Genomic DNA, 22,761 nt, shown 5'->3' on the forward strand with positions numbered 1-22,761 from the left:
ATCATCCGGTAAAACCAAGACTATACAATCTTCGGCGCCCTTTTTGTTTTTCCCTGCTGTGGTTTAATATAAAAAGGACCCGAGGCATTCCTGCCCCGGGTCCTTTATTGGAGAACGGTGTTAGTTAACGGTCACGGTCTGGTCCGTTTCGTTGTATACCACAGTGCATCCAAGCGCCTGGGCAACCCAGCGAACCGGGAGCATGGTCCGCCCGCTCTTAACCACAGCCGGCACGTCCATGGTGATCGAGATGCCGTTGATGACCATCGTGGTGGAACCGATGGTGAGCTGGACGACCTTGTCGCCCTTGATAACGGTAACCTTGCCGTTGGCGTACAGGATGTTGTCCGCCGAAACACCCGCCGCGTAGGCCACGTAACGGAGCGGCACGAAGGTCCGGCCGTTCTCGATGTACGCGGCCGCGTCCATGGTCTGCTCCACGCCGTTTATGGTGTACTTCGCATCGCCGATCTTAAAGACCGCGGTCTGCTTGGTCTCACCGGGAGCCGGGGTGATGCAGGTGCCGTTAATGGCTTCAGCAGCCGTGGTGTTCTGCGGGAAGAGCCCGTTAGCAAAGGCGAAGGTGGCAGGGTAGTACGGACGGTCTGCAGCCACAAGGGCTCCGCCGACATCAGCATCGTTGACCTCGTCGATGGCGTCCCCGCCGATATTTACCTGAATCGGACCTTCCGGAACGGTCCTGTCAATCGTGAACAGGATGTCAGAGATATAGATGGTGCCTGCAACCGAACTCTGCGCCTTAATCGGCACGGTCAGCGTCCTTCCGCCCTTGCCGGCAATGGCGTTCGTATCGACCTCTACGTCACCGGCGGATACGGAAACCGTCGGCAGTTCAGCCCATGTCACGCCGACCGGCGCCGTCAGGGTCAGGTTCTGACCGTTTTTCAAGGCTTCCTTGAAGCCTTCAGCAATCGTGATCTTGCCTGCAGCCTGGCTCTGAACACCGATCTTAAGGTCCGGTGTTTCCGCCGTCGCGGTAAGAGCCGCAGTGGCCTTGCCCAGGACTGCTTCTCCCGCCGCGCCCGCGCTGCCGGCTACGGTGACTTTCACATCGCCGCTGAAGTCTGCGGCCATGTCTATCGTCATGTTTTCCCAGGTTAGTGTTGCTTTCCCGCCACCGGCAGTGTTGGTAACGGTGTACTTCACCTCACGGCCTTCGCTGCCCACGCGGACAGGTCCGGTCAGGGTCACGCCGCCGCCGCTCACGGTCGGCGCCGGAATCGTCGCCCACTTGCATCCGGCCGGCAGGCTCATACTGAGCGTGCGTCCGGAAAGCAGGCTGTCGGCGGCTGTTTCCTTGATCTCCAGCTTGCCGAGCTTCTGCGCTACGCGACCAGGTTTGATGTCTTCTTTTACGGTCGCAGCGGTCACGGTTACACCGAAATCGACATACTTACCGATAATAAGCGTACCCGGAGAGTAGCTGCTGGTACCGCCCACGGTGACTTCGATATCACCGAGCTTGGCGGTGGAGGAATCAACGGAAATGTCGGCCGCTACCCTGAAAATACCCTTTAACCGGGCACAGGCCGCGTTACGGTTGATTACCAGCGTGCGCTCGCCGTTGCCACTTATTGACCAGGCCGGCGCAGCAAGACAGTTATCGCCGTCATTCACGCGGATCAGGGTCGCGCCGGCGGTGTTCCAGGTGAAGCCGTTGGGAAGGGTGAACTTCATGGTTTCGTTTTCCTTCTTGATCGCACCTGCGGCATTCTCGCTCATGTTGATCTTGAAGGCCTGCCCGGTGCTGCCCGACTCGTTGATGCTCGGAACGTCGGGCGTGGAAACCGTTACCGCACCCGAACTGGCCTTGCCGACCACCACGGTATTGGAAGTGAACTGTCCGGCCAGACCGGTCAGGGTTGCCACGATGTCGCCGCTCGCGTCACTCGGAACGTAAACGTGCGGCAGGGTCAGCGTAATCAGGACGTCGGTGTAAACGGCGGCGGCTGTTACGTCTAACCTCAACTCATTCGCGCCGAAAGGTGCATAAACCACATCTGTGGTGACCGCACCGCCGGCGGGGGTCGTCTGGGAAACATTCGCTTGGGGAAGTTGATCCGTTACGATATCCCAGTCCGTGGTCGGCAGCGACACCAAAACCGAGTGGGTGCCGGTGCCCAGGTTGTCGACCGTAATTGTTATTGTGCCGAGGTCGGCCGTAGCGGGCGGCACGACGGTGGGGGTGGTCAGAGCCCCGTAAGTCGTCGCTGCAAATGCCGGTCCCGCCAGCGGGAGCAGCAGCGTCGAGAGCATCGCCAGCGTCAGCAGGATGCTGAGCCATTTTCTGCGAATTTTTATCAAGCTTTTTCCCTCCTGAATTAGTGTCGATAATGATCTCTGGTTAATCGGTTGTTAAAAGAGCTTCTTAAGAGGTATTCCGGGACCCGGCGGAATTTCCCGCCTTTCCCTTGACTGCGGCCTGGCGGCCTTTACTGCCAGCAAACCCTCCCTTCCTGTTTTCTGCGACGTTCACTGTGCCTTTCAAACCGCTTTCGGTGCTCCGTCGCCCTGCGCACGGACGCCGGAGGCGCCCGTACAACCAAATAAGGTAACCGAGAAAGGATTATTCTTCTTTCTTAAGCAGATTCCTGCCGGAGTTGCGTGTTTTTTCTCAGTTACTTGTCTGGTTAGACATCGTCGGGGTAAAAAAAGTTCCGGAGAATGAAAAAATTTTTTATGGTTCATTGAACACAAAGATTATAACCGCCAAGACGCCAAGACCACCAAGAAAACCGTCGTGAAAATAGTCCGAGGTCCGACGTCCAACGTAGGGAACAGGGAATACGGAGATAAAGTGCAAATCCCGAATCTAATGACCCTTTCACGTCGAAGCTATTTTCATTATCTGATGGTGCCGCCGGCGTCATAGTTAACTACTGCTTTTCAGAATGGGAAATAACCGTTGGGTTTATTTCCGAGGCCACCTCTTATCTGTTATAATTGTAGGGGAGTAACTCATGCCGCGTTGCGGCACAAAAAAATCTGAAAATTGGCGTAGAAATAGCGATTTAACTGTGTTGTGAATTTTCATTTTCTTGATACATAGTATTTTTGTCCAGAACTCAGAAACTGAGTGCTGGATTGGTGGCGGATTTATTTTTACTCAGTCATCTGGTCTCTCATGAATACGAATTCGCGCCGGTTCAACGATCCATAGTTGTTTATCAACAGGCAGTTGCTTTATTTTCCGTAAAAACTGCCTGACCAAATTCTCTAACAAAGATAATTTAGGGTTTTGGGGTAACCGAAATATTACGATGCCTCCCGTTTTTCCCGGCGGAAACCGAATCACGTTACTGAAATCCAAATCAAAGGTCACGAGACAGCGGTTTTCAGCATAACACGTGTTGTAGATGGTTTGATCTGAACTACCCTGAAGCCCTTCATCCCATACAGTTTCCACTTCGTGGCCGGCATCTCGAAAAAGCTGCTGGACCTGCCTCCCCAGATTCTCATCAAGCTTAAACCTCATCCGGTGACCTCCGTTGAGATTTCCACATAACGTTCCCTTGACATCTCCGCTCCGTATGCTATCGCGGCGTAGATATCTTCTTTTTGGAGATGTGGATATTCCGTTATAATTTCTTCGATGGTCATCCCGTTGGCTAAAAAATCCAGTATCAACGATACCCAGATTCTTGTTCCCCGGATACAGGGCTTACCAAAACAGATATTTGGATTAACGGTAATCCTCTTTAAAAGAGGGTTCATAGATTACACTCCTTCAACTGCAATATTATTGCTAAAATTATATCACAACAGCTACAGGCGTTAATATCACTTCAGCAAGCCGCCATTGAAAAACGTATTCATGCCGGTTACCGTAAGGGAAATGAAACCCAAAGAGCGAGATTATTACCTTAAAAAAATCAAGCGAGGTGAATAGGATGACCAAGAAAGAGCTGCCCGAATTTAAAACCATTGATGAAATGGCCGAGTTCTGGGATAACCACGATTCAAGCGATTTCGAAGAGGGAGAAATTGAAGAAATAGAATATAAACCCAAGCGAGTGGTTCTTACCGTGCGATTTGACGCCGGTGATATGCTGGCCATCAGCCGGGAAGCCCGCCGTTTGGGAATGGACCGTTCAACACTTGTCCGGATGGCGGTTAAACAGTTCCTCGGAAAGCGGCACAGCAGCCGGGGCTGAGTATTGACATTGTATTTACGGGTGTTTAGAATATTCTTAAGGTGATTCGCGATGAACCTCGTCATCCAGGAATTCGAATGGGCTCCGAAAGAGCAGCCAAACGGAAATGTACAACACATTATGAAACATAACGTTTCCCCGGAAGAAGCTGAAGAAATCCTTGAGTTTCCCGAGGAGGCACTGATCCGAAAGACGCGCCAGGGTTACCGCCTGGCATTCGGACGAACGGTTGCCGGGAGGTACCTGTTAGTTGTATTTCTCTTGAAAAAAAGTGGCTTAGTCCGTGTGATTACCGCGCGGGACATGAAGGAGATCGAGCGGCGTTATTACCGCTCCCAAATAAAAATATAGAGGTGAAGTAGCGTGACCGAAAAACAACAGATTCCGGAATTTAAGAACGAGGAAGAAGCTCGTGATTTCTTTGATGAACATAACACGGTGGAACTGCTGAAAGAGACCGAACCCGAGGAACTTGTGCTCGCTCCGGAACTCGCAGAAAAGCTGCGTAAGCGCCGGGAGCGTAAGGAAGTGATCACGATCCGCATCTCCGCGCCTCATCTGGCGAAGATCAGGCGGGTCGCGCAAAGAAAAGGAATCCCATACCAGACGCTGATCCAATTCTGGCTTGCTGAGGCGCTGGAGAAGGAATATAGAAGCAGTTGAGGTCTTCTTTCAGCTCCCATCACCTGCGGGACGCGGATTCATCGTGGATGGCTCTTGTGATGCAAGGAGTAACGTTTCAAGAAATACTGAAAGGCTCTTCGATTTTATAGTACCGATCTCTGCTCATGCCACCAGCCGTAACATACTCGTTCGGATGCGTGTTCAAACTCAAATACCCGTATTAGCCAGGTATTGTATTAAAATACCGTAAGACATCGAAGAATGAACTTTTCAGGTCGCACCGGGGACAAAAGGAAACGGCCTGGTCCGCCGGTTGCGCGACATTTTACCCTGTTCGCCTTCTATGCCTGCCGGACTACCATATCCGTCGACCCCAGGTCAGGCGCCGCTTGCCCCAGATCCCCAGGTAGAGCATTTCCAGTATCCCGAGGGTATTGATCAACAGCAGAACCACGAACCAACCCCGGTGATCGTTGCGCGCGGCACGCCAGAGCGCCAGCCCCTTCCAGAAAAGCGACCATACCACGACGGCGGCCAGGATCCAAGGATTTTTCAACTGCTGCGTCACTACTTCGATCATTCAGCGTCCCCCTTCCCTTTTTAAGATGCCCAGACGGGAAGCAATCCAATGCTAAAGCAGGAACACCTGATACAATCTTGTGCTCTGTATATTATTAACCGTTTGAATTCCTTAAACGACCATCTGCCGCGGTATGATTTCAGTGGACCAGAAGTACGGGGCACGGCGCCGATTGCAGCACCTTGCCGCTTACGCTGCCTAACAGCAGCTCCTTCAGCACGCCCATACCCCGACGGCCCATTACAATCACCTCCTGGTTCTCTTTCGCGGCATATTCTATAATCGTCTGGGCGGGATCACCGACCTGCACCAGACTTTGAACGTTTAGTCCCTCTTTTTTCGCCAGCTCCGCGGCTTGTTTGGTCTGGTTTATCACCTCTTCGGCTTTCTTGAGAACCTCCGCCTCCGCCTTCCTTTCCGCGTCTTCTACCTGCTGGGGCGTGATCAACGGTGTGTACCCGAAAACAGGATTGGCCAAAGGCACAGCGGTAATCATAGAAATTTGCGCGTCAGGATTTCCCTGGGCCATCCGAACAGCCTCCCGGACCGCCCTTAAGGCGTTTTCGGACCCATCCACCGCAACAAGGATTCTATTGTACATGTGTTCACACCTCCACGAGTATTAAAATACATAACTATCCAGGTACTCCCGAAGGGCGCGGCGATAAGCAACGCATTGCTGCGTCAGCTCGGCGAACCCGAATCCTCACGTACGTACTTAGTACGCCCCGGTTCGTCTCCGCCGGTCTTCCTTGCACTGCATGACTTCTCGCCGCGTTCCGTAAATGAAAGGTGACGTCTGAATAGTTATTAAAATACCATCCGGCTCTTTAAATTCCTTTCGTAATCGATACAATGGGGAATAATAAATGCGTTAATAGAAGGCAGCGCTGGATAATACAGCCCGGCATGGTACATTCTTTGCAGGAAACCACCCTGAAATAAGTGTATAAACTTAACGTTAATATACAATTTTCTACGCTAACGGTCAAAATTGAAGGATCTGGGCGTTTCTTCAATCTAACGACAGTGCTTGTATGAACCAAATAAATGGACTATAAAACGGAGATGATGCCTTTGTCGGATACCGAATACCGCCTGCTCCGCCACCTGGCCCGGCTTAACCGCGTAGAGGCCGGTTACCGTGATTACACGAACAACCGGCGGCAGGCGTCACCGGATGCGCTGCTTGCCGCCCTTCGGGCGCTGGGTATGCCGGTGGACGGCATGGTTGATGTCCCCGGCGTCCTGCGGGAATACAAACAGGCCATGTGGCGGCGCTGCCTGAACCCGGTGGTTATCGCCTGGGACAAGGAGCCTGCCCGTCTCGAACTGCGCCTTCCCGCCGCCCACACGGACGTTACCGTTACATGCCGGCTATCGCCGGAAAAAGGGAAGACGCGGAGTTGGAACTGCCGTCTTTCACATTTACCTGTGCTACGCGGGGCCGTAGTTGAGGGCGTCGGCTATGTGATCAGAGCGTTAACCCTCCCCAAACTGCCCTTTGGATACCACCGTTTTTCGTTAGCCCTTCCCGGCCGGACCTGCGAAACTCTGGTCATCGCCGCCCCGCGCCAGGCTTGCTTCCTGCCGGGCGGGAACGGCCTCATCTGGGGGGTCTTTTCCCCGGTCTACGCCCTGCGCTCCGGAAAGAGCTGGGGCGCCGGTGACCTAACCGATTTGAGGAATCTGCAGCGTTGGGTGCAAACACTTGGCGGAGGCTTCGTAGCCACCCTGCCGCTGCTGTCCGCCTTTCTGGACGAACCCTTCGACCCGAGTCCGTACGCGCCTGTCAGCCGCCTCTTCTGGAACGAGTTTTATCTGGACGTCGCCGCGATTCCTGAAATCAGACACTGCGCGCCGGCGCGCGAAATAATTGAATCAGCGCCGCTGCAGGCGGATGCGGCGTCGTTGCGGGAAACCGCGGACGCGGATTACCGCCGCGGTATGACGCTTAAGCGCAGCGTCCTTGAGCGCCTGGCACGCTGGCACTTTTCCGGCCCCCCCCGCCGGCAAGCCGCCCTGGAACGATGGGTATCCGAGTACCCCGCCGTGCAGGATTACGCCCGTTTCCGGGCTGCGACCGAGCAGCGGCGCGCAGGCTGGCCGTCATGGCCCGAACGGATGCGGAAAGGTGTGATCCAGGAAGGAGAGTACGACCCGGAAGTCGAGCGCTATCACCTGTTCGTCCAGTGGCTGGCGTACCGTCAGTTTAAAGCCCTTTCGATGGAAAAAAGGCGCGGCCCGGGGTTGTACCTCGACTTTCCTCTTGGGGTTCACGGCGCGGGATATGACGTCTGGCGGGAGCGAAGCGTTTTTGCGCTGAACGCAAGTACGGGCGCGCCGCCGGACAACCTTTTCACCGGGGGGCAGGACTGGGGATTCCCGCCCTTCCACCCGGAACGCCTGAGGGAACAGGGGTACCGTTATTACATCGACTGCCTCCGCCACCACTTCCGGCACGCCGGCATCCTGCGTCTGGACCACGTGATGGGGCTGCACCACCTTTTCTGGATACCCTCCGGCCTGCCGGCGCAAGAAGGTGTTTACGTGCGCTACCACTCGGAAGAATTCTACGCCATACTGGCGCTTGAATCCAGCCGTTACCGCACCATCATCGTAGGGGAAGACCTGGGCACCGTGCCGCGCTACGTCCGCGCCGCGATGTTCCGGCACCGCCTGCTGACGATGTACGTGCTGCCGTTCGAGTTCACCGACGACCGCAAGGCGCTGCGCCCCGTTCCCGCCCGCGCCATAGCGAGCCTCAACACCCACGATATGCCGCCGTTCGCGGCCTTCTGGGAATCGCTCGACGCGGAAAGCCGCTCGGCCCTATTCGCCTTTCTGAACGAAAAAGGCCTGCTTGAAGCGCCCACCGACGACGCCGCGGCCGTGCTGAAGGCCTGCCTGTTTTACCTTGCCGCCAGCCCGGCGCCGATTCTCATGGTAAACCTGGAGGACTTATGGCTGGAAAGAGCCCCCCAGAACATTCCCGGTACGGGCGCGGATGCTCCCAACTGGCGGCGCAAGGTGCTTTACGCCCTGGATGAGTTTGCCCGGATGCCGGAAGTATCGGCGATACTTCGAGAGATAAGCCGCCTGAGGAAGTGAAGCCAACTATTCAGGCGCTCCCGATGGGCGCGGCGATAAGCAACGCATTGCTGCGTCAGCCCGGCGAAGCCGAATCCTCACGTACGTACTCAGTACGCTCCGGTTCGTCTCGCCGGTCTTCCTTGCACTGCATGACTTCTCGCCGTGTTCCGTAAGTGTTAGGGTAAACGACTGAATAGTTACAAGTAAAGAAAGGTGTTTCAGAACCGCGTACCGGGAAAGACTTAATCAGGGGGCTTTTTAACGAAGCAAAAAGACGGCGGGCTCACGCACTCGCCAGGAAATAGAATGGGGGAAATGGACCGAAGTGAACCGGTGCGTTTGTATTCACGGCCACTTTTATCAGCCGCCGCGGGAGAACCCGTGGCTCGAGGACATCGAGATCCAGGACTCCGCGTACCCCTACCACGACTGGAACGAGCGGATCACCGCCGAGTGCTATATGCAAAACAGCGCGTCACGCATCCTCGACGACAGGGGCCGTATTAAGAATATTGTCAATAATTACAGTAAAATCAGCTTCAATTTCGGCCCTACTCTGCTCGACTGGCTGGAAACCGCAGAACCGGAAGTCTACCGGATGATTATTGAAGCCGACCGGGAAAGCCGGAAAAACTTTTCGGGTCACGGTTCGGCCATAGCCCAGGCTTACAACCACATAATCATGCCACAGGCAAACCGGCGCGACAAGTATACCCAAATAATATGGGGAATACGGGATTTTGAGTCCCGTTTCGACCGGCGACCTGAGGGAATGTGGCTTCCCGAAACCGCGGTCGACCTTGAAACCCTGGATATAATGGCCGAACAGGGAATCCTTTTTACCATCCTCGCCCCTTCTCAGGCACGGCGGGTACGCAAGGCCGGAACCAGGACCTGGGAGGAACTGGACCACGGGTGCATCGATACGACGATGCCTTATAAAATCCGACTGCAAACATCAGGCCGGCATATGAGCATTTTCTTTTACAACGGACCGGTATCAAGCGCCGTTGCCTTCGAAAACCTTCTCAGCAACGGAGAATTCTTTGCCCGCAGGCTGCTGGGCAGCTTCAGGACGGGAGGGGCCGGGTCACAACTCGTAAACATCGCCACCGACGGCGAGACATACGGGCACCACCACCGGCACGGCGATATGGCGCTCGCCTACGCCCTTAATTACATCGAAACCAATAGGCTCGCGCGGCTTACCAACTATGCTGAATACCTCGAACAAAACCCGCCCACCCATGAGGTTGAAATAATTGAAAACACCTCCTGGAGCTGCGCCCACGGGACGGAACGGTGGCGTAACAACTGCGGCTGCAACTCCGGCGTCCGGCCGGGCTGGAGCCAGGCGTGGCGGACGCCGCTGCGGGAGGCGCTTAATTGGCTCCGGGACACCCTGATCCCTAAATTCGAAAAACAGGCGGGACTCCTCCTAAAAGACCCGTGGGCGGCGCGAAACGAATATATCGCGGTTGTTCTCGACCGCTCACCAAAAAACATGGACCGGTTCCTGGAAGAGCATGCCTTGCGGGCGCTTAATCCTTCGGAACAGGTTAAGACGTTAAAACTGTTGGAACTGCAACGGCACGCGATGTTGATGTACACAAGCTGCGGCTGGTTCTTCGACGACGTGTCGGGAATTGAAACGATACAGGTTATCCGGTACGCCGGCCGCGTGATCCAACTCGCGCAGGAGCTGTTCAGGACGAAACTGGAATCGCGCTTTCTAGAGATGCTCGAACAGGCGAAAAGCAACGTCCCCGCGTACCAGAACGGCGCGGTTATATACGAAAAACGCATCCGGCCTTCTATGGTCGACCTGCCGAAGGTCGGTGCCCATTACGCCATCAGCTCACTCTTTGAGCCATACGGGGCAAAAGCCCGGATCTTCTGTTATACCGTGGAACGCCAGGACTACCGCAATTTGGTTGCGGGTAATGCAAAGCTGATGGTGGGTAGGGCGCGTATTACCTCGGAAATCACGAGGGAATCGGCCTCGCTGTGCTTTGCGGCGCTTTACTTCGGTTATCATAACGTACACTGCGGCATCCGGCTTTACCGGGAGGCGGATGAGGAATCCTTCCGAAAGATGGTGCTCGAAGTCACCGCAGCCTTCGACCGGGCCGACCTTCCGGAGGTGATCCGGCAGCTTGACCTTTATTTCAAGGGCATCACCTACTCTTTAAAACAGCTTTTCCGGGATAAGCAGCGTAAAATCCTGAGCCTTATCATGGACTCCACTTTGGATGAGGTCGAAGCCGATTACCAGCGTACCTACGAAAAACACGCCTCACTGATGCGGTTCTTAAAAGACTTGGGCGCTCCCCAGCCCAGAGCGCTTCACACGGCGGCCGAATTCGTGCTGAATACAAACCTTCGCCGCGCCCTCGCAACCGCGCCGTTGAACCTTGAGCGCGTCAATACCTTAATGAGCGAGGCTAAGAGATGGAACGTGCCGCTTGACCGCCTCGGCCTCGGATACGCCCTTAAAAAAAACATTGAGCGCATTGCGGTGAAGCTGCGCGCCGCGCCGGACAATCCGGCGCTTCTTCACGATCTCGAAGCGGCTACAGGACTTGCCGGTTCTCTGCCTTTTGAAATCGACTTCTGGAAGGTCCAGAACATCTACTATGAACTGCTGCAAACGGTGTGCAGCGATTTCAAGAAAAAGGCGGAACAAGGAAACGAGAACGCGCAAGAGTGGCTTGACCATTTCACCGTCCTCGGCGATAACCTGCGCGTGAAACGGTACAACCAGTAGACAGAATTAAGTCCCGAGTCGAAAGTCCTGAGTCCGGGATCAGAAACGAGAAACCGGGATGCAAGTCGCGGATTACAAGTCTCTGATTCCGACTTCTATATTCTACCTTCTATATTCCTTATTATCATGTCGCCTTTTATTCCATTATGTTATTTGACTTAAAACACTACAGAAAGTATCCTAAGTGTGTAGTTAATCGCGCTGTAATTCAGGAGGCGCAAATATGCCCGAAATCGATGCACGGGGTAAACCCTGCCCCCAACCGGTACTACTGGTCAAACAAAAGGCCGATGCCGGTGAAGAGAGGTTTGCCGTTTTGGTCGACAACCGCGCTGCAGTCGAGAACGTAAAACGCTACGGTGAAAAATCCGGATACAGCACTGCGGTGGAGGAACTCGAAGGACACTGGCGCATTACCGGGGAAAAAACGGCCGTCGCCCAAACCGGAGATGATGCGCAACCCCGTATGTCAGCGGCACAGCAGGGATCCGGGAAACCGTCGCCGGTGCTCATCCTCATGTCCGAAACCCTTGGGCGCGACAACGAAGAACTCGGCCGAATGCTGACGAACATATTCATCAGCACCCTGGCGGTTAACAAGGCACAGCCGAGGAAAATCGTCCTGATGAATGCCGGCGTTAAACTGGCCTGCGAAGGATCGGCGGTGCTGGAGGCGATGGGCGACATCGAAAAAAAGGGGGTTGAGATCCTGGCCTGCGGAACCTGCCTTAACTTCTATAAACTCAATCATTCCCTGCGCGTCGGCCGGACGGCGGATGCTTACGAAATCGTAAATATCATGCTGGAAAACACGTCCCTGATTCTGGGCTAGAGGGGCGAACCTACAGAGTAACCGAACCACGGATAATATTTCACCACAGAGGCACAGAGTTCACAGAGAAAAGAACAAGATTAAATAACCAAAATCAAGTTCTAAGTCGTAGACCAGCTTTGCCCACCCTGCCTAAATGACGCCTTACTTGTGACTCGTGACTCGTAACTCGTGACCTCTATTGGTCCCCCTCCGTGTGCTCTGTGTCTCTATGGTTAATTTGAATATGCTATTAGATAGCTTTCGCCGATACTCCTAAAGGAAATTAGACCTCTTACGGCGAAACAGGTGGTTGGGAGGGTTATATGCGAAGATCTTTCAGTCGTATGAGTTATTTCACTACGCTCGTTGTGCCGATGGCGGTGGCGCTTCTGATAGCCTTGTTTGCCGTAACGCATCCCCAATGGCCCCGCATCTATTTTATCGTGTCGTTTCTGGCCGCGCTCGTCCTTTTTCCCGGAATTACCCTCGGCCTCAAACTGGGCTGTACCCCGCTCGAAGACGTGAAAGTCACTTTCTTCGGGGTAGGCGCGCCCGGCATAATCAGAGTACGCCTCGAAAACGGCCAGGTCGTGGGGTACCCCCACAAACAGTTATACGCCCTTTATCTCGACGGTGTGGTGACAGAAGGCGAGATTCTTCTCTTTCGTTTTCTCGAAAACGATATCATCAGTTGGAAATCCTTGAGCAGAGAAAACGCAAACCCTTAGAAGGCCGATAACGGATGTCGGATGCAAGATTTCAGAACCAAGAATTTATAGGGGGATTCGTTGTACGAATCCCCCTAAATTTTCTGATTCCCGACTTCCACTTCTGGTATCTAACTTCTGAAATAGTCAGGCCCGGTTTGCAACGGTCTCCCTAGGTGTCGGATGGCGTTTCCGCATGCTGAGGCCGTACTATACTAAACCCCTGCCGCACCTTCTCCTCGATTTCCCTGCAGACATCCCGGTGTTCCTTCAGATATTCCCGGACGTTGTCCCTGCCCTGCCCCAGCCTTTCCTCTCCGTAAGAATACCAGGTGCCGCTTTTTGTTACCAGTTTAAGCTCTACGGCGGCATCAAGGAGGCTCCCCTCCTTTGATATCCCTTCGCCATAAAGGACATCGAACTCCGCCTGCCTGAAAGGCGGCGCCATTTTATTCTTAACCACCTTCGCCCTGACGCGGCCGCCTATCCTTTCCGCGCCCTGTTTGAGGTCTTCAATCTTGCGTATCTCGAGCCTGACAGAGGCGTAAAACTTAAGTGCCCGACCGCCGGGTGTGGTCTCGGGGTTCCCGAACATCACCCCTACCTTTTCGCGGATCTGGTTGATGAATATGGCGGTCGTCCGGGATTTACTGATAGCCCCCGTCAGTTTGCGAAGGGCCTGGGACATCAGCCTTGCCTGCAGCCCGACGTGAATATCCCCCATTTCGCCTTCAAGTTCCGCCCGCGGCACCAGAGCCGCAACACTGTCTATCACAACGATATCGACCGCGCTGCTCCGGACCAGTGCCTCGGCGATCTCCAGCGCCTGTTCCCCGGTATCCGGCTGGGCCACCAGAAGGTTGTCCACATCAACACCGAGACGCCGCGCGTAACTCGGGTCCAAAGCATGCTCGGCGTCGATAAACGCGGCCACACCGCCCTCGCGCTGCGCTTCGGCGACAGCGTGAAGCGCGACTGTGGTCTTGCCGGAAGACTCCGGCCCGAAAATCTCCACCACCCGCCCGCGCGGCAGCCCGCCGATACCGAGGGCCAGGTCCAAGGCGATGGACCCGGTGGGGATAACATCAACCTGATAACGCCCGGCCACCTCCCCCAGGCGCATGATCGCACCCTTCCCGAACTGTCGCTCGATTTGAAGGAGCGCAGTATCCAGCATCTTCTGCCGGTCGCTCAAAACCATCCCCTCCTGCTATTTTCTTTATTTGTCAGAATTCAGTAGTCAGTAGACAGAAGTCTGTTCCGGTTTCCGGTTTCCGGTTTCTGGCTCTTGCTCTTGGCTCCTGATACCTTAATAGTTATATTTATTTTAATTGGAAAATTTTATTGCGCAAACCCCTAATTTTTATAGAATATAGAATTAAGAACTTACAAAGTATATATTGGTAAAGTATTTAGTCAATTGAACATCTTCTACCTACTACCTTCTGGCTTCTGTATTCAAAAAAAGTCCGGGTTAGTCCGGACTCTTCTTAAGGTCATGCTCGAGGAAATCACGCACCATTTTAAAAGAGGCGTTTGCGGCGCCAAGCCGAACGGCAAAGCGCCCTCCGGGAAAATTGAAGCGTTTTGACCCTGTGCCTGCAGGCGTAGCCACTGCGATATAAACCAGTCCAACCGGTTTCTCGGGTGTCGCCCCGGTCGGCCCGGCGATCCCGGTGACACCGACACCGATATCCGCGCCGATAATCCTTTTAACCCCTTCGGCCATGGCCGCAGCCGTTTCCGGGCTTACAGCGCCGTTCCGCTCGAGCACCGCTGCGGGAACCCCGAGCACACTCTCCTTAACGGCGTTTGCGTAAGCCACAATCCCCCCTTTAAAATATGCCGAACTGCCGGGAACATCGGTCAACCTGGAGGCTATCTGACCGCCGGTGCAAGATTCCGCCAGCGCAATGGTGTAACCCGCCGTTCCCAAGAGTCTTCCCACAACCGCCTCGATGTCCTCGTCGTCCACGGCGAAGATATAATCCCTCAAGCGCATCTCGACCTGTGAAATCACCCCGTTGATCAGACGTTCGGTCTCAGCGGCGCTCCCGCCTTTAGCCGTAATCCGGACGTGAACCTCCCCGGGCTTGGCGATGTATCCGATGCCCGGATTCCCCTGGCCCCCAAGGTCCTGCAACCGCTCCTGAACGTCGTACTCGGCGATACCGGTAACCCTTAAAACCCGGAAACCGAAGACGCTTTCCTGTACAATCCGCCTACTGAGGAAAGGAACAACATGGTCCTCGAACATCGGGGTCAATTCCCGGGGCGGCCCGGGTAAAGCCACCACGATCTTCCCCGCTTTCTCAATAATGCAACCCGGCGCGGTACCCATGGCGTTGGGTAAAATGGTTGCCCCCTCGGGGAAATAAGCCTGCCGGACAACGTTATCGGGTACAGGCTTGCCGCGCTTCACAAAGAATTCTCTTATCCACCCAAGAACCGACTCTTCCATTACCAGAGGCAGATTAAGAACGTCGGCCACCGCGCCCATCGTCAGATCATCGGTTGTCGGGCCGAGCCCTCCCGTGGTCATAACCAGGTCGGTACGCTCGAGTGCCTCCCGGATAGCCAGGGTCAGTGTTTCCCAGTCGTCACCCACCGTGGTATGCCGGACAACCTCGATCCCCAGTCCCGCAAGCTCCTGTCCGAGGCACTGGGCATGGGTATTGATGATCTGCCCCAGGAGTAATTCCGTTCCGGTAAAAATAATCTCTGCACGCATTAGAATCCACCTAACGTCTGAACTCTCCGCCTGCCGGTTTTCACTATTATGTTTAACAACCGTCCAAATGTTAAGGTTGATTATTTCAAAAGGAGGAATCCACCGCGTGAATTCCTCCGAAAAGCCGATGCTTTATTCCTGAACCACAACTCACCTTGTTGAGTTATGGTTCACCTTATTCGGCAAACGCAGGGCAGAGGTTTCATCAACGGATAAAACGCTGATCTCCATCCAGTCTATGCCTTCCAGCACTTTCTCGTACTTGATTTCACTATTCGCCGCAAGAATCCGAATCCCTTCGCCCCGGGCAAAATTTTGGCAAGAACTCAAGCCGCCTCCTCAAGAAGGGATTGAAACCTCTCACTCGACAGGCGTTCTTCTTCAAGAACGCACTCCGCGATGCGGATCAGCAACGCCCGCCTGGAATGCAAGTACTCCTGAACCCGTTCTTCCTGGCACTTTAGGATTTGGGAAACAGCCTGGTGCCGGATGTCGTCCGGAAGCTCGTCCACCGCGACCACGCCGAGTTCGGACATGCCCGCCCTGATTATCGTTTCGGCAACCCCGATGGCCTGCTCAAAGTCGTTCGTTGCCCCGGTGCTGCGGCTCCCAAGCACAACCGCTTCCGCCACCGAGCCCGCCAGCAAAACGGAGAGCTGGTTTTCAAGCTGTTCCTGGGTATAAAGATAGTTATCATTTTCACTTTTCTGCCGGAAATACCCAAGGGCACTCCCCCGGGGCGTTACGGTAAGCGCCGTGACCGAACCGGGCCGGGTGAACTCACTAATTAGAGCGTGCCCGGTTTCGTGAACCGCTACACGCCAGAGTTCCTCGCGCACGGGCCGCCGGTCGAGCTTGTTGCCTAAAAGCACTTTTTCAACGGCCTCGGCCAGGTGGCGGTGAAAGATTTCCCGCAGGTTTTCACGCATCGCAAGGATGGCCGCCTCGTTTGCCAGGCTTTCCAGGTGCGCCCCCGAGAAGCCGAATGTTTCCCTGGCTATTGCCGCTAGGTCCACATCGGCGGCAAGCGGTTTGCCTTTAGTATGCAGCTTTAGAATCTCCATCCTGCCTTCCTGATCCGGGAGTTCAACACGCACCTGACGGTCAAACCGCCCCGGCCTCAACAATGCCGGGTCTAAGAGATCCGCCCGGTTGGTCGCCGCTATAACCAGGAGATTGACCGCATCGTCGATTTTTATCCCGTCCATTTCAACCAGGAGCTGGTTGAGGGTCTGGTCGTATTCGAGGTGGTTGGTTACCTTACCCCGGCGGCCGCCTACAACGTCGATCTCGTCGATGAAGACGATGGCGTTGTTCTTCTGTGCCTGCACCGCCTTCTCGCGTACCGACTGAAACAACCGCCTTACCCGTTGCGCCCCCACGCCGGCATACATCTCCACAAACTCCGAACCGCTCGCCGACACGAACGCCGCATCGGTATAACCGGCCGCCGCCCGCGCCATTAAAGTCTTGCCGGTACCCGGCGGGCCGGTCAGGAGGATACCCTTGAGCGGTCTGATCCCAAGATGACGCATGAAATGATAGTTTTTAATGAAATCGAGCGCCTCGCTCAATTCCTTGATGGCGGAAGTCTGTCCGCCGATATCCTTGAAGGAAACCGTCGTTTCCCCGCTGATGCCGCTCCCCGCAAAGTTTTTTACCAGCCCCTTTACCTTCATAAGATAGTAAAGGGCGCCGGCAACAGCGCCGAGAAGAACCAGGGGCCCGATGTTGTAACCGCTGACCGCCAGAAAAACCAATAAAGATACGCCGAAGCCTATTCCGAGTTCCTTATGCATACGGGCCTACACCTCCCGTCACTTCTTGAGGAGGATTCCGGGGTATCACCTTCGCTAAAAACCGGTCCCCTTTGATCAGCGCCAGGTAAACGTTGTCACCGTCGATGTAAACCCGCGCCGTGGCGCCGACCGCTCCGGCCTGCCTGTTGATTTCGGCTTCCATTTCTTCAAACGATCCCTGCGCCAGTGCCTGGTAAAGGGCAAACTGGCTCCGGTAATAAGCCTCTTCAAGACTTGCGTCACGGTTATCCATCAATTCCAGGACAAAGGACCTCTTACCAAGGGCGTTGTCTAACGCGCCCTCCAATTGCTGGTACGTAACCATCAGATTCCCGGCGGATTTGAGCCTCACCTTAATCGCAAGACGGTCCCCCTGCTCTTCCGTCTTAAACTCCGCCACCTGTGGCTGCCGCTCAAGAACCTGCTGGAGCGACTGCTGGTAACCGTATTTATTGTACAGCCATTGCCCGCCAAAAAGACAAATCAAGCCGATCACCAGCGATATGAGGATCGCTTTGATTCGAAAACCATACCAAACCACCGCACCCACTCCCTCCGAAAAAAGTCCTCGGTCCTCAGTCCTGAGTCCTTAGTCCGGGATTCAGGACTTACCCTAACTATCTACATAAATAAAGCCGTATCCGGCGTCATACAAAACTTCCTAACTAAAGAAAAAGACCACCCGTAGATTATAGCACGGGTTGAATGCCTTTTCCCTATGTAACTATTGGAACCATAGAGCATTGTTTGCGGCTTGTCGCAAGTCAAGGTGGGAAATGAGGAGCGGTTGGGCGTGAGAATCAACAAGCGTCTTCAGGCGTCCCGTCAGCGAAACACCAGCGCTGAATGTTTACATAAAAAAGGGAGGCTAAGCCTCCCTTTTTACCTTTTACGCTTATCAGCCCCGAAAGACCCCGTCGGCCTTGATGTCCTTAGAACCTTTGTCCACAAAAGTTTTACAGCACGTTTCCATACACGTGTTTACGGGTGTGGGCTCAATCCGCGAAGCCATAGGGGCGTCAACGGAATCCGGATTGTCCGCCTCGAAGTCATCCGAAGTAACCAGAATCTCGTTGGCGACGCACATGTTCCCGTCCTTCCAGTAGTGACAACTGTTAACAAGGCAGTGAATGTGTTGTTGCACCTTTTAGACCTCCGTAAAATTATTTATTTTTATTAATTCCCGGGGGTCAGCGGAATTATTAGCGGTGCCCGCGCATTGCGCACCTTGATGAATGAAAATAGGGGCTCTTAAGCCGGTTACATAGAAGCAGTAACGTAACAAAACGGAACGCGGCGGAAGTGATGCAGTGCAAGGAAGACCGGTGCTATTTATCCCGTGAATGGCCGGGGAACAGGAAAACGGTTAGAAGCCCGATTACGGCGAACACCAGCACGATCCAGAAGGTGCCGTGCAACGCCCCGGCGAGCGCCTCGCGCAGCGGTATCATCTGGTCCGTGGGGATGAGATGACGCTGGGAAGGGTCCATGAGCCTGTTTATGGTAACGGTGGAGGAAGCGGCATTACCTGCAGCCGTTGTCTTTACGGCCAGAAACGCGTTTAACGCCGCGCCGGTGACGGCGACACCCACCGTAGAGCCCAAGGTGCGCATAAACTGCACGGCGGCTGTGGCGACGCCGCGCCGTCTCCATTCGACGGCTGCCTGTACGAAAACGATGAACGCGGTGGAGCAAAAGCCGAGCCCGAGCCCCATAACAAAGCTGACGGCCAGAACGAAGTAGTGAGGGGTCGCAACACCGAGAGAAAGCATCATCAGCGCGGCCGCCACCTGAAAAATCATTCCGAGGACCACCATGCGCTTGTATCCCACCCTTAGAAGCAGACGCCCGCAAATCACGCTGCCGAGAGGCCAGCCTATGGACATCGGGGCAAGCGCGGCGCCGGCGTTGATGGCCGTACCGCCCAACACCCCCTGCATAAAGAGCGGGATATACGAAGAGGCGCCGATCATAACCGCCCCGGCCAGGAAATTCCCGACCACCGCCACGGTTATGATACGCTCGTTAAAAAGGCTGAGGGGCAGCATTGGCTCCACCGCCCGGCGCTCCGCCCGGATAAATCCTGCGAGGGAAACCGCCGCAAGCGCGAAAAGCCCCAGAATGACCGGCGACCGCCACGGCAGGTAAACACCGCCCTGAAGCAAGGCAAAGAGCAGTGCGCCCACCCCCATGGTCAGGGTTAAAGCCCCGTGGTAATCGAGTTTTGGTTTGACGTGATGCTTCTCTTCCTGCAAAAACACCAGCAGCAGTATGATTGAAACTACGCCCAGAGGTATGTTTACATAAAATACCCAGCGCCAGTCGAGGTAGTCAACAATCAAGCCCCCCAGCGCCGGACCGATTATGGCCGATATGCCCCACACGCTGCTGAAGAGGCCCTGCATGCGGGCGCGCTGTTCCATGGTAAAGATGTCGCCGATAATGGTGATGGTCACCGGAAGCACCGCCCCGGCGCCGAGACCCTGAACAGCCCGGAAGAGCACAAGCTGGACCATATCCTGGGACAGACCGCAAAGCGCCGAGCCGAGTAAAAAGATCCCGGTTCCCCAGGCAAAGACCAGCCTGCGCCCGAAAAGGTCGGCAAGTTTGCCGTAAACGGGCGTCGTGACCGCCGAGGTCAACAGATACACGGAAAAGACCCAGGCGAAGAGCGACATGCCGCCGAGACGGCCGATAATCGTGGGCATTGCGGTGCCCACGATGGTCATATCCAGGGCGGCCAGAAAGGTCGCCAGCATCACGGCGACGGTCACGATGGTGCGGTTGGTGTACATGGTTTTACCCCTAAGGGGCCGGAGGGTGGTTTTTAATGTAGGCGACGCCGTGGAAAAGGGCGACCGGTTCGCCCCCTGCGTCTTCCACCGTGACGCGGATGTGGGTCAGGCGCCCCTTACGCGATTCCTCGACCGCCCGGGCGGTGAGTACATCCCCCGCTGTGGTTGCCTTAAGGTAGCTTATATTGGCGTGGATGGCCAGGGCGGTTCCGCCGTAAGCATTGCTGGAAAGGCCGAACACGGTGTCTGCCAGGGCGAAGACAACCCCGCCGTGGGTAACCCCGGCGAAATTAAGCATGTGCTCCGCGACGGTCAGGGTAGCCTCCGCGTATCCCGGAGTCACGCGCCCGAAACGGATGCCCAGCCACTTGGGGAAGACGTCGTTTTCAAGCAGACCGGTAGGAACCCGGTTACCCTCGTTTTGCGGTACGGAAGAGTTCTTCTCAGACATACGTGAATATATTCGCCGGTGTTTTACGGAATTCCTTGTTGATAATAATTCAGCCGCTGGCCGGAACCCTTGACCCCTCAAATGTGGTAAAATACTTTGGGGTGAAAGCATGAGTATCAACCTGACCGTTTTTTCCGATTACGTGTGACCCTTCTGCTACATCGGCAAGGGCATTGTCGAAAAGTTGGGGCAGGAATTCGACATCGCCGTTAAATGGGTGGGTTATGAGCTTCACCCTGAGACACCCCCGGAGGGCAAGCTTCTGGAGAGCATCGGGCCGGGGTTCGACGCGGACCGGATGATCCGGGGCTTGCGATCGGCCGGCGCCCCCTACGGCGTAAGTTTTAGTAAAATAACCGTAATCGCAAATTCCCGGCTCGCCCTGGAAGCCGGTGAGTTCGCCCGCGACAGGGGAAGGTTCGGTCAGGCCCACGACCGGCTTTTCCGGGGTTATTTCCTTGAGGGTCAAAACATCGGGGCAAAACCGGTGATTATTGAACTCCTTAAAGAAATCGGTCTTGACGCCAATGAATTAGACGACGCGCTCGGCCGCGGGCTGTACACCCCGCGGCTGCAGGAAGCTCTGGCGTCAGGCAGGGGTTACGGCATTACCGCCGTCCCCACCTTTATCGTTAACGAGAAACAAACAATTGTCGGCGCACAGCCTTACGCCGTTTTTCAGCGCACGCTCCAAGAGCTTTAAACTAACCAAAATGTTTCACCACAGAGGCAGAGAGTTCGCAGAGAATAAAAATATCATACTCAATAACAAAATGGAATCTTATATTTCTGTCTTCCCCTCCGAGTGCTCTGTGTCCCTGTAGTTAATTTTCCCTGCCATTTTGCGTAGGGTCCTGTAACTGTACCGCTTCACCGATCAGGTCGTAAGCCTTCGCGGCGGTTACCCTCACCTTTACAAAATCACCCGGCTCCACCGGCCGGACCGCATCAAAACAGACCGTACCGTCGACATCGGGCGCGTCGGATTCACTTCGCCCGCGAAAGAAGCGCCCCTGCTTTCCTTCCGCCAGCACCGGAATCTCCTGGCCGACCCGCGACTGATTTCGCGAAAATGACAGCTCCCGGGTGACTTTTTTTAGATCCCTCGCCCGCTTTTCCCTCACCTTCCCGGATACCCTTCCGGACATTGCAGCGGCCGGTGTGCCGTCCTCACGGGAGTAGGCGAAGACCCCCACGTGCTCAAACTTCAATTCCCGTACGGCTTCTTTCAAGGCGGTAAAATCGGTCTCCGTTTCGCCCGGAAACCCGACAATAAACGTGGTCCGCAGCGCCACACCCGGTACCGCCGCCCGCACCTTACGGACGAGTTCCTTTGCGTCCGTTACCGGCCGGTTCATCGATTTCAGAAGGTGCGGACTCACGTGCTGCAAAGGAATATCGAGGTACCTGCAGATCCTTTCTTCTTCCGCCATGACTCTCAGTAATTCCTCGGAAATACCCGTGGGGTACGCGTAAAGCAGCCGGATCCAGCGCACTCCGTCAAGATGCGCGAGTTCCTGCAGAAGTCCGGGCAAACCGGGCCGGCCGTAAAGGTCTGTTCCCCATTTGGTGGTATCCTGCGCTACAAGGATAAGTTCTTTTACCCCTCCGGCCGCCAATAACCCGGCTTCAGTTACAATATCCTCCCGGCTGCGGCTTCTGAAACGCCCGCGCAGCGCCGGGATAACGCAGAAACTGCAACGGTTGCCGCATCCCTCGGCGATCTTGATGTAAGCCGTATAAGAAGGCGTGGTTAAAAGGCGCGGCTCCGTTGAGTGAAGGAACCCCGGATCACCGGTGACAACAGGTTTCCGTCCTTCAAGCGCCCCTTCCACCACCTCGACCACCCGGTCCAGCTTCCCGGTACCCAAAACCGCGTCGATCTCCGGTATCTCCCGCAGCAGAGCCGCGCCGTGCCGCTCGGCCAGGCAGCCTGCCGCGATAAGCGCCCTAAGTCTTCCCTCTTGTTTGTACCCGGTCGCTTCAAGGAGGGTGATTATTGATTCCCGCTGCGCCGCAGCTATGAAGGCGCAGGTATTGACCAGTATAACGTCCGCCGCCTGCGGGTCGGAGGTAACACCATACCCGGCCGTCCCCAAAAGCCCGAGCATAACCTCGGTATCCACCCGGTTTTTTGCGCATCCCAGACTTAGAGCACAGACAAAAATCACAACCATACCCCCGCGAAATCGGACCTAATTGAAACAAGAGTGAGAAGTAATCAT

At 55.1% G+C, this 22,761-nt stretch carries 22 protein-coding genes; 8 read left to right on the top strand and 14 right to left on the bottom strand.

All coding sequences use genetic code 11. From position 1 onward, the window contains the following. Positions 1-120: 120 nt before the first annotated feature. The 3 genes from AB1500_09185 to AB1500_09195 all read right to left on the bottom strand — a co-directional run bounded on the left by AB1500_09185 (position 121) and on the right by AB1500_09195 (position 3,735). Positions 121-2,325 carry a copper amine oxidase N-terminal domain-containing protein gene (locus AB1500_09185; protein MEW6183330.1) on the bottom strand — a complete coding sequence of 735 codons (2,205 nt, stop codon included), beginning with the start codon at positions 2,323-2,325 and terminating at the stop codon, positions 121-123. Positions 2,326-3,127: 802 nt separating this feature from the next. Beyond that, the gene (locus AB1500_09190; protein MEW6183331.1) at positions 3,128-3,496 is read right to left on the bottom strand and encodes a DUF5615 family PIN-like protein; all 369 of its coding nucleotides are present in this window, start codon (positions 3,494-3,496) and stop codon (positions 3,128-3,130) included. Then, entirely contained in the window at positions 3,493-3,735 is a 243-nt protein-coding gene (locus AB1500_09195) for a DUF433 domain-containing protein (GenBank protein ID MEW6183332.1), read from the bottom strand. Before AB1500_09195 ends, AB1500_09190 begins: the two co-directional genes overlap by 4 nt. A 176-nt stretch (positions 3,736-3,911) precedes the next feature. Between AB1500_09195 and AB1500_09200 the strand changes: the two genes are divergently transcribed. Genes AB1500_09200 through AB1500_09210 form a run of 3 tightly spaced genes read left to right on the top strand, consistent with a single transcriptional unit; the run spans position 3,912 to position 4,838 of the window. Further along, positions 3,912-4,175 carry a CopG family antitoxin gene (locus tag AB1500_09200; GenBank protein MEW6183333.1) on the top strand — a complete coding sequence of 88 codons (264 nt, stop codon included), beginning with the start codon at positions 3,912-3,914 and terminating at the stop codon, positions 4,173-4,175. 51 nt (positions 4,176-4,226) lie between these two features. Further along, entirely contained in the window at positions 4,227-4,526 is a 300-nt protein-coding gene (locus tag AB1500_09205) for a BrnT family toxin (protein MEW6183334.1), read from the top strand. Positions 4,527-4,538: 12 nt separating this feature from the next. Continuing rightward, positions 4,539-4,838, top strand: coding sequence for a CopG family antitoxin (locus tag AB1500_09210; protein MEW6183335.1), 300 nt, complete (start codon positions 4,539-4,541; stop codon positions 4,836-4,838). A gap of 316 nt (positions 4,839-5,154) precedes the next feature. On the opposite strand, the gene AB1500_09215 is transcribed toward AB1500_09210, so the two are convergent. Together AB1500_09215 and AB1500_09220 are read right to left on the bottom strand one after the other, a co-directional pair. Further along, a complete protein-coding gene (locus AB1500_09215) occupies positions 5,155-5,379 on the bottom strand; it encodes a DUF5652 family protein (GenBank protein MEW6183336.1) in 225 nt (74 codons plus the stop codon). Between the two features lie 139 nt (positions 5,380-5,518). Next, positions 5,519-5,980: a universal stress protein gene (locus tag AB1500_09220; GenBank protein MEW6183337.1), complete on the bottom strand. Its 462-nt coding sequence runs from the start codon at positions 5,978-5,980 to the stop codon at positions 5,519-5,521. Between the two features lie 476 nt (positions 5,981-6,456). Between AB1500_09220 and malQ the strand changes: the two genes are divergently transcribed. The 4 genes from malQ to AB1500_09240 all read left to right on the top strand — a co-directional run bounded on the left by malQ (position 6,457) and on the right by AB1500_09240 (position 12,781). Next, the gene (gene malQ / locus AB1500_09225; GenBank protein ID MEW6183338.1) at positions 6,457-8,490 is read left to right on the top strand and encodes a 4-alpha-glucanotransferase; all 2,034 of its coding nucleotides are present in this window, start codon (positions 6,457-6,459) and stop codon (positions 8,488-8,490) included. A gap of 307 nt (positions 8,491-8,797) precedes the next feature. Then, complete coding sequence (locus AB1500_09230; protein ID MEW6183339.1) at positions 8,798-11,239, top strand: DUF3536 domain-containing protein; 2,442 nt, start codon at positions 8,798-8,800, stop codon at positions 11,237-11,239. A gap of 223 nt (positions 11,240-11,462) precedes the next feature. Then, positions 11,463-12,071 (top strand): sulfurtransferase-like selenium metabolism protein YedF, encoded by a 609-nt coding sequence (yedF, locus tag AB1500_09235; protein MEW6183340.1) that lies wholly within the window; start codon positions 11,463-11,465, stop codon positions 12,069-12,071. A 305-nt stretch (positions 12,072-12,376) separates the two neighbouring features. Beyond that, a complete protein-coding gene (locus tag AB1500_09240; GenBank protein ID MEW6183341.1) occupies positions 12,377-12,781 on the top strand; it encodes a hypothetical protein in 405 nt (134 codons plus the stop codon). Positions 12,782-12,932: 151 nt separating this feature from the next. Here the strand turns inward: AB1500_09240 and recA are convergent, their stop codons facing one another. The 8 genes from recA to AB1500_09280 form a co-directional block, all read right to left on the bottom strand. Beyond that, on the bottom strand, positions 12,933-13,955 hold the full coding sequence (gene recA, locus AB1500_09245) for a recombinase RecA (GenBank protein ID MEW6183342.1): 1,023 nt from the start codon (positions 13,953-13,955) through the stop codon (positions 12,933-12,935). A gap of 279 nt (positions 13,956-14,234) precedes the next feature. Next, entirely contained in the window at positions 14,235-15,491 is a 1,257-nt protein-coding gene (locus tag AB1500_09250) for a competence/damage-inducible protein A (GenBank protein ID MEW6183343.1), read from the bottom strand. A 150-nt stretch (positions 15,492-15,641) separates the two neighbouring features. Then, entirely contained in the window at positions 15,642-15,821 is a 180-nt protein-coding gene (locus AB1500_09255; GenBank protein ID MEW6183344.1) for a hypothetical protein, read from the bottom strand. Next, positions 15,818-17,290 (bottom strand): AAA family ATPase, encoded by a 1,473-nt coding sequence (locus tag AB1500_09260; protein MEW6183345.1) that lies wholly within the window; start codon positions 17,288-17,290, stop codon positions 15,818-15,820. The genes AB1500_09255 and AB1500_09260 overlap by 4 nt, the downstream gene beginning before the upstream one ends. Next, positions 17,283-17,840 (bottom strand): hypothetical protein, encoded by a 558-nt coding sequence (locus AB1500_09265; GenBank protein ID MEW6183346.1) that lies wholly within the window; start codon positions 17,838-17,840, stop codon positions 17,283-17,285. Before AB1500_09265 ends, AB1500_09260 begins: the two co-directional genes overlap by 8 nt. 348 nt (positions 17,841-18,188) lie before the next feature. Continuing rightward, on the bottom strand, positions 18,189-18,434 hold the full coding sequence (locus AB1500_09270; protein MEW6183347.1) for a DUF1540 domain-containing protein: 246 nt from the start codon (positions 18,432-18,434) through the stop codon (positions 18,189-18,191). A gap of 184 nt (positions 18,435-18,618) precedes the next feature. Then, entirely contained in the window at positions 18,619-20,085 is a 1,467-nt protein-coding gene (locus AB1500_09275) for an MDR family MFS transporter (GenBank protein ID MEW6183348.1), read from the bottom strand. A 10-nt stretch (positions 20,086-20,095) separates the two neighbouring features. Then, complete coding sequence (locus AB1500_09280; protein MEW6183349.1) at positions 20,096-20,536, bottom strand: hotdog fold thioesterase; 441 nt, start codon at positions 20,534-20,536, stop codon at positions 20,096-20,098. A gap of 160 nt (positions 20,537-20,696) precedes the next feature. Here AB1500_09280 and AB1500_09285 point away from each other — a divergent pair, with 160 nt between their 5' ends. Then, entirely contained in the window at positions 20,697-21,239 is a 543-nt protein-coding gene (locus AB1500_09285; protein ID MEW6183350.1) for a DsbA family protein, read from the top strand. A gap of 121 nt (positions 21,240-21,360) precedes the next feature. Here AB1500_09285 and rimO read toward each other — a convergent pair whose 3' ends face one another. After that, positions 21,361-22,707: a 30S ribosomal protein S12 methylthiotransferase RimO gene (gene rimO / locus AB1500_09290; GenBank protein MEW6183351.1), complete on the bottom strand. Its 1,347-nt coding sequence runs from the start codon at positions 22,705-22,707 to the stop codon at positions 21,361-21,363. Positions 22,708-22,761: the final 54 nt, after the last annotated feature.

The sequence above is a fragment of the Bacillota bacterium genome (genome assembly GCA_040755295.1).
Lineage (GTDB): Bacteria > Bacillota > Desulfotomaculia > Desulfotomaculales > Ammonificaceae > SURF-55.